This is a genomic window from Nocardia sp. NPDC004582, assembly GCF_053602115.1.
On sequence record NZ_JBSGCY010000159.1, the window covers coordinates 1 to 13,972 of the forward strand.

Genomic DNA, 13,972 nt, shown 5'->3' on the forward strand with positions numbered 1-13,972 from the left:
GCACGCCCTTGTTCTTGAACGCGGAACCGCACAGCACCGGGTAGAGCTCGGAGTTGACGGTCATCTTGCGGATGGCGCCCTTGATCTCCTCGACCGAGAGCTCCTCGCCGCCGAAGAACTTCTCCAGCAGGGCCTCATCGGACTCGGCGACGGTCTCGAGCAGCTCCTGGCGGTACTGCTCGGCCTTCTCCGCGAGATCGGCCGGGATCTCGACGACCTCGTACTGCTCGCCGAGCTTGGTCTCGCCCTTCCAGACCTTGGCGTTCATCTCGACCAGGTCGACGATGCCCTCGAAGGTGTCCTCGGCGCCGATCGGCAGCTGGATGACCAGCGGCTTCGCGCCCAGACGGTCCTTGATGGTCTGAACGGTGAAGTAGAAGTCAGCGCCCAGCTTGTCCATCTTGTTGACGAAGCAGATACGCGGCACGTCGTACTTGTCGGCCTGACGCCACACCTGCTCGGACTGCGGCTCGACGCCTTCCTTGCCGTCGAACACCGCGACGGCGCCATCGAGCACGCGCAGCGAACGCTCCACCTCGACGGTGAAGTCGACGTGGCCGGGGGTGTCGATGATGTTGATCTGGTTGTCGTTCCAGTAACAGGTCGTCGCGGCGGACGTGATGGTGATGCCGCGTTCCTGCTCCTGCGCCATCCAGTCCATGGTGGCGGCGCCATCGTGAACTTCACCGATCTTGTACGTGATACCGGTGTAGAACAGGATGCGTTCGGTGGTGGTGGTCTTGCCCGCATCGATGTGGGCCATGATGCCGATGTTGCGGACCTTGTTCAGGTCGGTGAGCACTTCCTGTGCCACGGAAATCTTCCCCGCTCGTAGCTAGTTGGGATTCAACGGGATAGGCCTCAGGGTTCGTGAGGCCCTCGGTGTCAACGTCGGGCGCGACGCGTCAGTGCCTTGCTTGAAACAGCTCGGCGGTCGCGCCCGACATGTGACTCGTCTCCCGGCACTTCCGAACGGAGGGCCGGGCCACAGGTCACCAGCGGTAGTGCGCGAAGGCCCGGTTCGACTCGGCCATCTTGTGGGTGTCCTCACGACGCTTCACCGAAGCGCCGAGACCGTTGCTGGCGTCCAGCAGCTCGTTGGCCAGACGCTCGACCATGGTCTTCTCGCGACGGGCGCGGGAGTAGTTGACCAGCCAGCGCAGCGCCAGGGTGTTGGCGCGGCCCGGACGGACCTCGACCGGCACCTGGTAGGTGGCGCCACCGACACGACGGGGCTTGACCTCGAGGGCGGGCTTGACGTTGTCCAGCGCGCGCTTGAGGGTCACGACCGGATCGGTGCCGGTCTTCTCGCGAGCCTGCTCGAGGGCGCCGTAGACGATGCGCTCGGCGGTGGACTTCTTGCCGTCCAGCAGGATCTTGTTGACCAGCTGCGTCACCAGGGGCGAGCCGTAGACCGGGTCGTTGATCAGGGGACGCTTGGGAGCGGGACCCTTACGCGGCATTAGCTCTTCTCCTTCTTGGCGCCGTAGCGGCTGCGGGCCTGCTTGCGGTTCTTGACACCCTGGGTGTCGAGCGAACCGCGGATGATCTTGTAGCGCACACCCGGGAGGTCCTTCACACGACCGCCACGCACGAGCACCATCGAGTGCTCCTGGAGGTTGTGACCCTCACCGGGGATGTAAGCCGTGACCTCGACCGCGCTGGTCAGGCGAACACGCGCGACCTTACGCAGCGCGGAGTTCGGCTTCTTCGGGGTCGTGGTGTACACGCGGGTGCACACGCCACGACGCTGCGGGCTCCCCTTGAGGGCCGCAGTCTTGGTCTTGGCGACCTTGTCGCGGCGACCCTTGCGGACCAGCTGGTTGATGGTTGGCATAGACCGGCTTTCCTTATTAGTAACCAGGTGTCTGGAACTTCATGTCTTTGTCATTCGAGCTTTCCGCCCAGTTCCCGCGGCATTTCGTCGCCACGGGGTCGGGCGTGTCGTACGCAGCTCGGAGCCCTTTTCAAGGCACGCTGAAAAGGTCAGCCGCTCTCGCTGGCCTACGTACTGCGCATCAACTTGCCCGAATGCTTCCGGGCACAGCGGTCCACGATACCCGTGGGCTCTATCCGGGGCAAAAGAGGGTCCCTCCGCCGGGGCTGGTAGAGCCCTTATCGAGCCAGGTTCAACGTCAACTCCACCAGCTTGCGAGCGGCTTCACAGGGGTCCGCGTGCCGAGATCCGTTGCGGTAGTTGACCCACCAGCCGACGATGCCGGTATCGGCGGCCGGAGCGCTCACGCCACACGAGTCCGGATCGTTCGGGCGGTGCGTCTCCAGCGAGCGCCGGCCCTGCACGGTTATGTCGTTGGTCACATACTTCAGGCGGTCGTTGTTGGCCTTCTCATTGGCCAGCGAGCCGAGCTCGTACCAGCTGAGCGTGACCATGCCGCTGCCCGCGGCGCCGCCGGTCAGATTCCACATGCAGACCGCGCCGTTGAACGACGGCTCCACATACATGTTGTCGCCGACCGCCTTGCCGATGTCGTCGACTGCGACCACCTGGCATTCGCGCAGCAGCTTGTCGAAGTTGGTGTTGATGCGGGGCGCGCCGCCGGTGCCGGTGGTACCGCCCGCGGGCAGCGCGGTGCCCGGCACCGTCTTGCCGCAGCCGGCCAGGGCCGCGGTCAGGGTGAGCACGGACACGGCGACGGCCAGCTTGCTGCGGCGCGACATGACGGTTCCCCTCATCCGAGCCGCTGCACGGTCAGTTCGGCCATTTTGCGGGTGCGGTCGCAGGGGTTGCCGAGATTGCCGCTGCTGAACGCGCCGTAGGAGATGGACCATTCGAAGAAGTCGTCGTCGAGCTGCACCGCGAGATCGCAGACCGCGTTGGAGGGGTCCAGGGCCTGGAAGCCCTTCCGCCCGCCGACCTCGATGGTGTCGGGCGTGCGGCCGACGCTGGCCACCCATGCTTTCTCGCGGTCGATGGGGCTGCCCCGATAGGAGGCGAAAGTCACGCTGGAGGAACTGATTCCGCCGGCCTGCCAATTGCAGCCGGTCGAATTCTTGAAGACATTGGTGAGGGTTCCGAGCCCGCCCAGATCCCGGACCTCGTCGTCGGTGAGGTGACCGCACTCCCCCACGAACGGTCCGAGCGTCGCCACCTTCGGCGGCGGGCGCAACCCCGGAGCGTCCTCGGAATCCTTGGTCCCCCCGCACGCCGACAGCACCAGAGCGAGGACCGACCCCGCGACGATCGCTGACGCCATTCGCATGGCCTGAACTCTACTGGTTTTGCCGGATCAGGCTCGTCGTCAGGGTTTGCGGTCGTGTTGCTTTGCTGTTCAGAGGTTTCCGCGCGCTTCCTGTTCACGCTCTATCGCCTGGAACAGCGCCTTGAAGTTTCCTTTCCCGAAACCGAGGGAGCCGTGGCGTTCGATGAGCTCGAAGAACACGGTCGGGCGGTCGGTGACGGGCTTGCAGAAGATCTGCAGCAGGTAGCCGTCCTCGTCGCGGTCGACCAGGATGCCGCGGCGCTGGAGTTCGGCGACCGGGACCCGGACGTGGCCGATGCGGGCGCGCAGTTCCGGATCCTCGTAGTAGCTGTCGGGGGTGTCGAGGAATTCGATGCCCTCGCGGCGCAGTATGTCGACCGCGGTGAGGATGTCGCCGGTGGCCAGCGCGATGTGCTGGACGCCGGGGCCGCGATAGAACTCGAGGTACTCGTCGATCTGGGAGCGCTTGCGGCTCGGGGCGGGTTCGTTGAGCGGGAACTTGACCCGATGGTTGCCGTTCGCCACGACCTTGCTCATCAGCGCCGAGTACTCGGTGGCGATGTCGTCCCCGACGAATTCGGCCATGTTCTCGAATCCCATGACGCGCCGGTAGAACTCGACCCACTGGTCCATGCGCCCGAGTTCCACATTGCCGACCACGTGGTCGATGGCCTGGAAGATGCGCGTGGGCTGCCCGGGGCGCGGGGCGTAGGCGGAGCGGCGGGGCTGATAGCCCGGCAGGTAGGGACCGTAGTAGCGGGAGCGGTCGATCAGGGTGTGCCGGGTGTCGCCGTAGGTGGCGATGGCGGCGGAGCGCACGATGCCGTATTCGTCGCCCTCGTCGTGCGGTTCGACCAGGACGGTGGCGCCCTGCGCGCGGGCGCGGCGGATGCAGCGGTCCACGTCCGGCACCTCGAGCGCGATGTCCACCACCCCGTCCCCGTGCCGATCATGGTGCGCGACAAGCGGACTGGCCGGATCCACCGCGCCCTTGACCACGAAGCGGGCGCCGCCGCTGCGCAGCACGAACGCCTTGTGGTCACGATTTCCGGTCTCGGGCCCGGCGTAGGCCTCCAACCGCATGCCGAAGGCGGACTGCAGATAGTGCGCGGTCTGGGTGGCGTTGCCGACCACCCAGACCAGCGCGTCCCAGCCCAGCACGGGAAACGGGTCCGCGGCGGCGTCGTGGTCGATCAGGCCGACCAGGCGGCGCAGTTCGTCGTCGCCGGGCAGGTCGCCGGACCGCGGGCGCTGGTGTCCTGCGTCGATGCTCATGTGATCAGCAAAAGCCCACCGATCGCCACTAGGCAATATCGCCGAAATTCACTGAACACTCTGGTGAATCGCACCACCATCTGCCGCCCGGTGCTGGACAATTTGAATAGCAGCGCACGCACGAGCGGAGGCTCCGCTCGATCCTGAGCGGAGGCTCCGCGATGTCCCGCACGCCCGCCCGGCTCGATGAACTCGACCTGGCCATCCTGACCGCCATGCACGAGTACCAGAAGGCGGGCATCCTCGAACTCTCCCGCCGCACCCGGGTCGCCCGCGCCACCGTGCAGTCCCGCATCGCGCGCATGGAGGAAGCGGGGGTGATCTCCTCCTACGACCCGCAGATCGACGTCACCGCAGCGGGTTTCGACGTACAGGCCTTCGTGACACTGGAGATCGCGCAGGGCGCGCTGGACGCGGTGGCCGTCGACCTCGAGGCCATCCCCGGTGTGCTGGAGGCCTACGCCACCACCGGCTCCGGCGACGTGCTGTGCCGAATCGGCGCGGATTCGCACGCCGGACTGCAGGCGGTGCTGCTGAGCATCGATCGGACCAGTTCGGTGGTGCGGTCGCACAGCGTGGTGGTGTTGTCCACGGTGGTGCCGCACCGCGCGCTGCCGCTGCTGCGCACGCTCACCCCGGCCGGTTCGAGCAAGGCTCCGGCGTACCGGTCCACACCCTCCTGATCAGCGCCGGTCCAGCCGGGTGATGAGCCCGCACACGTGTGATTCGGCGGCGGCGCGGGCATCGCCGGGATGCCCGGATTCGAGGGCGTCGAGGATGCGGCGGTGTTCGCGCAGCGCGGCGCTGCGGTTGCGCGGATGCGTCCACAGGTCGCCGCGGTAGAGGTGGGCCTGGGCCTCGAGTCGCGCCAGCTCGGCCGCGAGGGTGGGGTTTCCGGCGCGGTCGCGGATGCGGGTGTGGAACTCCAGGTCGAGTGCGGTGTCACGGGCCGGGTCGGTGTTGTCGCGCAGATGGCGTTCCTGGGTGGCCAGCAGGTCCGTGAGTGTGCCGAGGTCGGCTTCGGTGAGGCGGGTGGCGGCGCAGGCGGCGGCGAGGCCGTCGAGGACCGCGCGCACGGCGAGCACGTCGCGGATGCGCGCGTCGTCGACGACGGCGACGCGTGCGCCCGCGTGCGGGACGGTCACCGCCAGGCCCTCGGAGATGAGCTGCTGCACGGCTTCCCGGACGGGGCTGCGGCTCACCCCGAGCCGGGCGGAGAGGGCGAGCACGCTCAGCGGCGCGCCCGGCTCGAGCTCCCCGGACAGGACGAGCTGTCGCAGCTGCCGGTGCACGGTCGGGCCGAGCAGCTCGCCGTCCGGTTCGGTCATCGGGATTCCCTTCGTGTCGGTTCGAAACCTACCGCTGCGGCCGGTAGTTGGCCCGCACGCGCTGGGTGAGGAAGTCGGCGGCGGTGACGGGCGGGTAGACGCCGCGCGGGCCCTGGATGATCGCGTCGCGGTCGGCCTGGGCGAAGTAGGCGATGCTGTAGCGGTCGCCCTGGTACTCGTCGGGGCCCGGGCCGCGCACGCGGTGGAAGTTGGACGGCAGCAGATCGTCGCTCCACCGGGTGAGCATGTCGCCGATATTGCAGGTGATCAGGGCGGACGACGGGGTGATGGAGGTCCAGCGCTGATCCTCCATCTCCTTGCCGGGGCAGACCTGCAGTCCGCCCTGGCCGTCGCGCTGGAACAGCAGGGTGAGGCAGTCGAAGTCGGTGTGCGCGCCGGCGCGCCAGCGACCCGGCACGTCCCGCAGCTCCTCCGGGACCGCGAAGTAGTGCAGCAGCCGCAGCGTGGACTGGTATTCGGCGGAAGCCGGGTCGTGGGCGGCGGTGAAGTGCTCGCGCGGGAAGCCGAGGCGGTCGGCGAAGCAGGACAGCACCCGCATGGCCACGCTCCAGCAGCGCTGCTCGAAATCGAGGACGGCGGCGGTGAATCCGGGCAGTTCGGTCTCGGCGGGCCACCGGCCGGCCATGTGCGGGCGGGTGACCTGATAGGACTCCTTCTGATCGGGGACGCCGATGGAGGGCCGCACCTGGCTGAGGCTCTCCCAGCCCACGTTGTTCGCCTTGACCAGCGGATACCGCGCCTTCACCGGTTCCGGTAGCGCGAAGAAGTCCGCGGTGCGGGCGAAGACGTCGTCGATCTGCCACTGCGGGATGCCGTGACCGGAGAGCTGGAAGAAGCCGATCTCGGTGGCCGCGGTCCAGAGCTGGTCGGTGATCTCGGCGCGGCGGTCCTCGAAGTCGGTGAGATCGATGACGCGGATGTCGCGGGTGTCGGTTTCCGAGCCGAGGCCGCCCATGCGCTGTTCGCGGGCCACCTCGGAGAGGTCGTAGTCGGTTGTCATGGGGGTTTCCTTGTCTGCGGGCGGTGGTCAGCCGGCGGTGACGGTCTTGTCGATGAATTCGGTGGTGACCAGGTCGTTGGCGGTCAGGCCGGCGGGGACGGCGGCGCCACCCCGGCGCAGGATCGGGGTGAAGGCGTCGATGACGCGCTGCACGCGGGCGGTGTCGAAACTGCCGATCACACCGTCGCTTTCGGGTCCGATCAGGCCGTTGTCGATGAGGACGCGGGAGCCGAACGCGGCCAGTTCGGCGCTGTAGGGCGTGAACTTGGGGCTCTTGGCGACGACGTCGACGACGACGTCGTCGACGTGCTGCGGGTCGGCCTCGAATCGCGCGGTGGCCCTTTGGATCATCGGCACCAGCCGGCGCAGGCAGGGCCGCAGCTCGTTCAGCTTGTCGGCGCGGACGGTGACGGTGCGGGCGTAGCCCTCGTAGCCGACGTCGCGCAGCAGTTGGTAGGCGACCGGTTTGTTCCAGGCCCGCACCTCGTGCTGGTAGACGTAGGGCTCGGAGTTGGCGAAGCCCTGCTGAGCGAAGGTGGGGTCGGCGACGAAGCGGGAGGGGGAATTGTCGTAGGAGGCGTCGATCTGCGTGGCCTTCAGCAGACCGCGATCCACCAGCCAGTCCGGGTACAGCTGCCCCTGCGAGACCACCACGGGCGCAGCGGATTTCCCGATGTCGGCGATGCCCTTCCAGTCCGGGTGGGTCTTCGGATCCCACATGAGCATCTGCGGGCTGTTGCGCAGCAGCGTGGTGACCGCCACCACCGGCTGTGTGGCGGCCGCGGCGATGGCCTGCTCGGAGTGGGTGAGGCCCAGCGTGACCGCGGGGTCGACGTACATCTGCGAGGGCACGGTCTGGAAGCCGATGGCGGGACCGCCCGCGCGGATCTCGAGTTTCACCCCGGTGTCCTTGCCGTCCACCACGAGCGGGCCGGTGACCGCGCTGTTGTCGGCGTCGACGCGGTAGCCGGGTCCGAGCAGGCCGAAGATCGGGCCGGAGTCGGTCTCGGGTTCCCACTGCAGCTGCACCACGACGGTGGCGGGGCAGACCCCGGCGAGCTGCTGTTCGGGCGGGGCGGCGGGCAGCGCCACGGCGGGCGCGTCGGAGGAGCTGTCGGAACAGGCGGCGGCGGTGACCACCGACAGGGCGGCGAGGGCGGCGACGCCGAGCCGTCGCAAGGGGTTGTGCATCTCTATCTCCACAAGAGCTCGAGGACAAGGGTTCTCAGCGGCCGGAGGCGTGCCAGCGGCCGACGGTGAGCCGCTGCGCCGCGGTGAACAGCGTGAAGACGGCGACACCGAACAGGGCGGCGAGCACCAGCGCGGCCAGCAGATCCTCGGATTGCAGCCGGGCGCGGTAGGTGTCGAGCAAGGTGCCGATGCCGGGCTGTCCCTTGGCGGAGAACATGTCCCCGATGACCGCGCCGGTCACCGAGAGTCCGGCGGCGGTGCGCAGACTCGCCATGATGGAGGGCAGGGCGGCGGGCAGTTCCAGGGAAACCAGGCGGCGCAACCGATTCGCGCGTCCGAGGGCGAACAGTTCCCGCAGGTTGGCGTCCACCGACTGAATGCCGAACAGGGTCATGGCGATGATCGGATGGACCGCGATGAGCACGCACACGATGGTCCGCGCGGTCGGCCCGTATCCGAACCAGAGCCCGATCAAGGGCACCACGGCCAGCACCGGAATCGCCTGCAGCACCACGGCATACGGGTAGACCACCCGCTCGATCACCTTGGCCTGGCTCATGATCACCCCGATCGCGATGCCGAGCACGGCGGCCAGCGCCAGCCCGGTCATCGCGATCCGCGCGGTGACCGCCAGCGCCCGCAGCATGACTTCCGATTTCGCGGGGTCGGACAGTGATTCGGCGAACACCCGATGCGGCGGCGGCAACAGGAATCGGCGTTCCGGCGAGAGCAGCACGAGCGACACCAGATACCAGGCCCCGAGCGCGAGTCCGGTCGACACCACGGGGACCAGTAGCCGCCGCAGCGGCCGGGGTACGAGCGATCGCCGGGGCGCCGGGTCGGCGGCCGCCGATGCCGGGCTGTCGGATGCGGCGGCGAAAACGGCTGGGGCGGGGGCTGTCACGGCCATCAGGAGGCTTCTTTCAAGGATCGCGAGACGCGCGCGGCCAGCTCGGTGAAGGCGGGTTCGTAACGCAGGTCGCGGGTACGGGGGTAGGGGAGGTCGATGTCGACGACCTCGTGGACGCGGCCCGGGCGAGCGGACATGACCACCACGCGGGAGGCGAGGAAGACGGCTTCGGAAACCGAGTGCGTGATGAACAGGGCGGTGAAGGCGTTGTCGCGGTAGAGGCGCAGGAGTTCCTCCTGCATACCGAGCCGGGTGATCTCGTCCAGCGCGCCGAAGGGTTCGTCGAGCAGCATGAGTTCGGGTTCGAGGGCCAGGGCGCGGGCGAGGGAGACCCGCATGCGCATACCGCCGGAAAGCCGGCCGGGCAGGGTGCCCGCGAAGTCGGCCAGACCGACCGCGGACAGGGCGCGGGTGGCGCGGGCCCGGCGCTCGGTGCGGCCGATCCCGCGCAGCTCGGCGCACAGTTCCACATTGCGCAGCACCTTGCGCCAGGGCAGCAGGGTGGCGTCCTGGAAGATGAAGCCGACCGAATCGGTCCCCACCGCGACGGTTCCCGAGGTCGGCCGATCCAGTCCGGCGGCCAGCCGCAGCAGGGTGGACTTGCCGCAGCCGGAGGGGCCGACCACGGCGACGAATTCGCCGCGTCGAACGTCCAGGTCGATGCCGTCGAGTGCGACGACATTCCCGGAATCGTTGCCGCCGAACCGCTTCCCGACGCCGGCGAACGAGATCTCCATGGCCCGACCGGGTTCGGCGGCGAACTCCGGAGTCGTGCTCCCGGCGGGCGCGCCGGGGCGGAGGGCCGCGCGGCCGTGTGTTCTGTCCCGTGGAGCCACCACACTCACCTTCTCACTATGTTGCGTGCAATGTTTGGCTTCCTTCCAGTTTCGACCTCTTTGATTACATGCAGCCAAGCGCTTGTTTCGAGTCGATTAACTGTTATCGCATGCCATTCAGGAGCTCCACGAGCTCGGCCTCGTCGATCCGGCAGCTGCGGCCGGCGCGGATCACCGCGTCGCCGTCGACCCAGACGGTGTCGACCACGCGCGGGGATCCGGTGGTCAGCAGGCTCGCGCCCGGATCGCGCACGGGCAGGCAGGCGAAGTCGCGGTCGAAGCGCACGAGGGTAAGGTCGGCGCGGTCGCCGACGGCCAGGCCGGTCGGGCCGTCGGGCAGGCCGAGAGCGGGGGCGGCGCCCCGGGTCGCCAGGCGCAGCATGTCGTCGAAGGGCAGCAGATCGGCGCGCTCGTGGTGGGCGCGCTGCAGGTAAGCGCCCATGCGCAGGGCCAGCAGCATGTCCTGGGTGTCGTTGCTGGCCGCGCCGTCCACACCCAGTCCGACCCGCACGCCGGCCGCCAGCATGGCGGGCACCGGCGCCACCCCGCTGCCGAGGCGCATATTGCTGAGCGGGTTGTAGGACACCGAAACCCCGCGCGCGGCGAGGGTTTCGCGGCCGCGGGCGTCGAGTGCGCAGCAGTGCACGGCGAGCGTCCGAGGCCCGAGCAGTCCGCCTTCGTCCAGGTAGTCCACCGCCGAGCGGGCTGCGTGCAGTCGGCACATGTCCTCGTCGGTCATGGTCTCCAGCAGGTGGATGGAGATGGTCTTGCCGTGCCGCGCGGCGTGTTCGGCGACCGCGGCCATGCCGTCCGGGGTGAGGCAGCGCGGGTTCGGCACCGCCAGCGCGGTGGTGATACGGGAATCCGCCAGGCGCGCATCGAGATCCGCGAGATGCGCGAAGACGTCCGGAAGCGGTTGCATCAGGCGGGGATCCATCCCCCATGTGCGGGTGGGGTCGGCGCGATCGGCGATTCCGCGCCCGAACACGACCCGGATCCCCAGCTCGTCCAGGGCGCGCAGGGCCGCGTCGTGCACGGCTTCCGACGGGTTCGGCCACATGTGCTCCACGACGGTGGTGACACCGCTGCGCAGCAGTTCCAGGCCACCGGCCAGCGCCGCCGCGTAGGTCTGCTCGGGGGTGGCGGCGACGGTGGATTCGCCGACCCGGTGCAGCCATTCGAGCAGCGGCAGCCCCTCCCCCGCGCCGCGCAGGACGGACTGCTGCAGGTGGGTGTGGGTGTTGACGAAGCCCGGCAGCAGGTGGCCACCGGCGCCGTCGTCGCGGGGCAGTTCGAGTCCGGCGCCCGCGCCGGATCCGATGGCGGTGATCACGCCGTCGACGACCACCACGTCCTGTCCCGGCAGCCAGCGCGGCCCTTCGGGGGTGGCGGTGTAGGCGGTGACGTCACCGATGACGACGGAACAGGGCTGTGCGCGCACCATGCGGCATTCCTCTCGGAAATGCGGCTGGTTCGCCCACCGGTTCCCGGCGGTGCCCGTCGCCCGTTGCAGCCATGAGCGTCGTGCCGGGCAGCCTAGCGAGCCGGTGTTTCCCGCGCGTAAATCCTCGCGTGGGTGGGGTGGAGCCCGCGTACGGCTACGGCCGCAGATCCGCGCCGGGCTCGAGGATCTCGACGACGCCGGCGCGCGCCGGTTCCAGAAAGGCCAGCAGGGCGGCGGCTTCCGCCTCGACGGCGGCGCGTTCGGCGCGGGTCCAGGTGGCGTGCGGGCAGATTCGCAGCGCCGCCCGGTCGCCCTTGGCGAACACCTTGTAGACGCCGCTCAGATAGCCGTCCACCAGGATCGGCGAGACCTGATTGGCGAAGGCGCGCAGGGGCGGGGCATTGCCGTCGGGGACGATCCGGCTCCGATCCTGGTGGGAGAGAATCGCATTGTCGTACCAGCCGAGCAGCCGGACGGGGGCGGGCAGGTCCGGATCGGCGAGGACGGCGTCGGCGGCGTCGTAGAGGGTACGGCCGCGCTCGTCGGTGTAGGTGCGGACGCGGTCGCCCAGTTTCGCAACAGCCGATTTCATGCCGGTGAGTTTTGACCAGGTCTGCATGTCCATGGTGGTGGCGGGGCCGAAGGCGCGCAGGTAGCGCAGCAGCAGTTCCCCCAGCGGATAGCCCGGGTCCAAGGGCGCGCCGAGCCAGGGCTGGACCCGGGACCAGACCGGGCGGCTACTGTCGCCCCAGCGGCCGCGCGGCGGGGTCTGCAGAACCGGGAGCTGATACAGCCAGGCCTGGACCACCGCGCCCGGATCACGGTCCGGGTAGCGCGCGGCGGCATACTCGCGCAAGGTGGCGGCGGGGGCCGGCTCGTCGCCGAGCACCGATTCCCCCTGTGCGCGAACCTCTTCCGCATCCAGGCCGACCAGCGCCCCGTAGTTGAAGCCCTTGCGGAACGGGATCTTCTCCAGCTCCGGCTGGATGTGCGGGGCGATGCGCAGCGCGTCCGGCGGGGTGACCAGGTGAATGGTGCCGCGCATCAAGGTGATTCGGACCAGGGAGCGGTCGTCCAGCCCCCGCGACACGGTGCCGGGGTCGAAATCGGCTGTGCGGCTCCACAAGGCGACGAACGGCGGCAGCATGTCCTGCGCCTGCAGGCCGACCAGGTGATCGCACAGCTCGTGCGCACCGAGCGTGGAACGCTCCAGCAGGTGCTGGCGCTCGAGCAAGGTGCGATTCAGAACCCGGTTGGACAGCTTCACGATTCGTGACGCTACGCGACCCGAACCGGTCGCGCCCGCCCCGCTCAGCGCAGGGTGACGACGACCTTGCCGGTGGCGGTGCGCTTGTCCAGCGCGGAGACCGCCTCGGCGGTGTGCGCGAGGGTGTAGAGCTGCGGCTCGGGCGGGGTGATCTTGCCGTTCGCGAGCAGCGGCGCCACCTCGGCCCACTGTTCGCGCAGGTAGCCCGGGTGGGTCATGACCCATTCGCCCCAGGCCGCGCCGATCACCTCGACGTTCTTGAGCAGCAGGCGATTCACCTTCACGGTGGGGATGTCGCCGGCGGTGAAGCCGACCACCAGGACGCGGCCGCCCGAGGCCAGCGAGCGGATGCTGTCGGTGAAGCGGTCGCCGCCCACCGGGTCCAGCACGATGTCGACGCCGCGGCCGCCGGTGAGTTCCTTGACCGCGGCCAGCCAGCCGTCGGTGAGGACGACATCGGTGGCCCCGTTGGCGCGGGCGACCTCGGCCTTCTCCTCGGTGCTGACGACCGCGATGACCCGGCCCGCGCCGAGCGCCTGCGCCATGCGCAGGGTGGAGGTGCCGATGCCGCCGGCCGCGCCGTGCACCAGCACGGTCTCGCCCGGGGCCAGCCGGCCGCGGTTGCGCAGGCAGAAGTGCACGGTCAGGTCGTTGAACAGGATGCCCGCGCCGGATTCCAGCGAGACATTGTCGGGCAGTTCGAAGACCATGTCTTTGGGGGCGATGGCGACCTCGGCCGCGGCATTGCCGAGCAGGGTCAGCGCGATCACCCGATCCCCGGGCGCGACGTGCGAGCCGTCCGGGGCCTCCCGCACGATGCCCGCGACCTCGCAGCCCACGACATAGGGCAGCGGCGGCTTCATCTGGTACAGCCCGCGGGTCATGAGCACGTCGGGGAACGCGATCCCGGCCGCGTGCACGTCGATGACGACGCCGCCCGGGTAGGCGGCCGGCTCCGGAATATCGAGCACCTCGATCGCTTCCGGCCCTTCCAGCTTGCTCACCACGGCTGCGCGCATCAGCGAACTCCACCGCCTCTCCGTACCTTCAGCGGGCGGCTGAGAGCCGTCGGCTGTCCTGCGTCCATACCTGCGTCAGGCGCAACCGAATTCTGGGCGTACCCGGGGAGTTACCCCCATCGCCACTGAATCTGTCGTCGCGTCACGCATCGTCGAGCAACGCCACCATACATCCGGCCGTGGGAAGCCGTCGGCCGCCGCGCACTCCGGCATCCGGTTCGTTCAGCGGTGCGCGTACTCGCTCATGGATTCGTTGGCCACGGTCTGACCATTCTTGGTGATGATCAGGCTGTAGGCGGTGATCAGGTACTGGGTGCCGTCGGTCGGGTTGGTGACGGTGAAGCCGCCACTGCCGTCGGGCACCGGATCATTGATCTGGATGGTCGCGCCGTCGCTGACGCGCAGGCCCTGGTAGTAGTAGCGGCCGGTAGCGCTTCGGCACACCACCAGACGCGAACGG

General features: G+C 69.0%; 15 protein-coding genes and 1 pseudogene. 1 reads left to right on the plus strand and 15 read right to left on the minus strand.

The window, feature by feature from the left end:
• The 6 genes from ACWELJ_RS29525 to hppD form a co-directional block, all read right to left on the minus strand.
• The coding region (locus ACWELJ_RS29525; RefSeq protein WP_452369389.1) for a GTP-binding protein at nt 1-814 on the minus strand (814 nt) is incomplete at its 3' end.
• A gap of 178 nt (nt 815-992) precedes the next feature.
• Nucleotides 993-1,463, minus strand: coding sequence for a 30S ribosomal protein S7 (gene rpsG / locus ACWELJ_RS29530; protein WP_040813378.1), 471 nt, complete (start codon nt 1,461-1,463; stop codon nt 993-995).
• Nucleotides 1,463-1,837 (minus strand): 30S ribosomal protein S12, encoded by a 375-nt coding sequence (rpsL, locus tag ACWELJ_RS29535; protein WP_014353064.1) that lies wholly within the window; start codon nt 1,835-1,837, stop codon nt 1,463-1,465. Before rpsL ends, rpsG begins: the two co-directional genes overlap by 1 nt.
• A 278-nt stretch (nt 1,838-2,115) precedes the next feature.
• Complete coding sequence (locus ACWELJ_RS29540; protein WP_452369390.1) at nt 2,116-2,679, minus strand: DUF3558 domain-containing protein; 564 nt, start codon at nt 2,677-2,679, stop codon at nt 2,116-2,118.
• 11 nt (nt 2,680-2,690) lie between these two features.
• Nucleotides 2,691-3,221, minus strand: coding sequence for a DUF3558 domain-containing protein (locus ACWELJ_RS29545; RefSeq protein ID WP_452369391.1), 531 nt, complete (start codon nt 3,219-3,221; stop codon nt 2,691-2,693).
• 69 nt (nt 3,222-3,290) lie between these two features.
• A complete protein-coding gene (gene hppD, locus ACWELJ_RS29550; RefSeq protein WP_452369392.1) occupies nt 3,291-4,496 on the minus strand; it encodes a 4-hydroxyphenylpyruvate dioxygenase in 1,206 nt (401 codons plus the stop codon).
• 161 nt (nt 4,497-4,657) lie between these two features.
• On the opposite strand from hppD, the gene ACWELJ_RS29555 reads away from it, so the two are divergent.
• On the plus strand, nt 4,658-5,179 hold the full coding sequence (locus tag ACWELJ_RS29555) for an Lrp/AsnC family transcriptional regulator (RefSeq protein WP_452369393.1): 522 nt from the start codon (nt 4,658-4,660) through the stop codon (nt 5,177-5,179).
• On the opposite strand, the gene ACWELJ_RS29560 is transcribed toward ACWELJ_RS29555, so the two are convergent.
• The 9 genes and pseudogenes from ACWELJ_RS29560 to ACWELJ_RS29600 all read right to left on the minus strand — a co-directional run.
• Entirely contained in the window at nt 5,180-5,824 is a 645-nt protein-coding gene (locus ACWELJ_RS29560; protein ID WP_452369394.1) for a GntR family transcriptional regulator, read from the minus strand.
• A 28-nt stretch (nt 5,825-5,852) separates the two neighbouring features.
• Complete coding sequence (locus ACWELJ_RS29565; RefSeq protein ID WP_452369395.1) at nt 5,853-6,845, minus strand: isopenicillin N synthase family dioxygenase; 993 nt, start codon at nt 6,843-6,845, stop codon at nt 5,853-5,855.
• Between the two features lie 27 nt (nt 6,846-6,872).
• Nucleotides 6,873-8,036, minus strand: a complete 1,164-nt coding sequence (locus ACWELJ_RS29570; protein ID WP_452369396.1) for an ABC transporter substrate-binding protein — start codon at nt 8,034-8,036, stop codon at nt 6,873-6,875.
• Nucleotides 8,037-8,070: 34 nt separating this feature from the next.
• Complete coding sequence (locus ACWELJ_RS29575) at nt 8,071-8,946, minus strand: ABC transporter permease (RefSeq protein WP_452369397.1); 876 nt, start codon at nt 8,944-8,946, stop codon at nt 8,071-8,073.
• Nucleotides 8,946-9,683: an ABC transporter ATP-binding protein gene (locus ACWELJ_RS29580; RefSeq protein WP_452369401.1), complete on the minus strand. Its 738-nt coding sequence runs from the start codon at nt 9,681-9,683 to the stop codon at nt 8,946-8,948. The genes ACWELJ_RS29575 and ACWELJ_RS29580 overlap by 1 nt, the downstream gene beginning before the upstream one ends.
• Nucleotides 9,684-9,885: 202 nt before the next feature.
• Nucleotides 9,886-11,226 (minus strand): amidohydrolase family protein, encoded by a 1,341-nt coding sequence (locus ACWELJ_RS29585; RefSeq protein WP_452369398.1) that lies wholly within the window; start codon nt 11,224-11,226, stop codon nt 9,886-9,888.
• A gap of 154 nt (nt 11,227-11,380) precedes the next feature.
• Nucleotides 11,381-12,493, minus strand: a complete 1,113-nt coding sequence (locus tag ACWELJ_RS29590; RefSeq protein WP_452369399.1) for a winged helix DNA-binding domain-containing protein — start codon at nt 12,491-12,493, stop codon at nt 11,381-11,383.
• 44 nt (nt 12,494-12,537) lie between these two features.
• Nucleotides 12,538-13,512 (minus strand): NADPH:quinone oxidoreductase family protein, encoded by a 975-nt coding sequence (locus tag ACWELJ_RS29595; protein WP_452369400.1) that lies wholly within the window; start codon nt 13,510-13,512, stop codon nt 12,538-12,540.
• A 222-nt stretch (nt 13,513-13,734) separates the two neighbouring features.
• Nucleotides 13,735-13,972 (minus strand): annotated as a pseudogene (locus ACWELJ_RS29600) (serine/threonine-protein kinase); the annotation flags it as partial.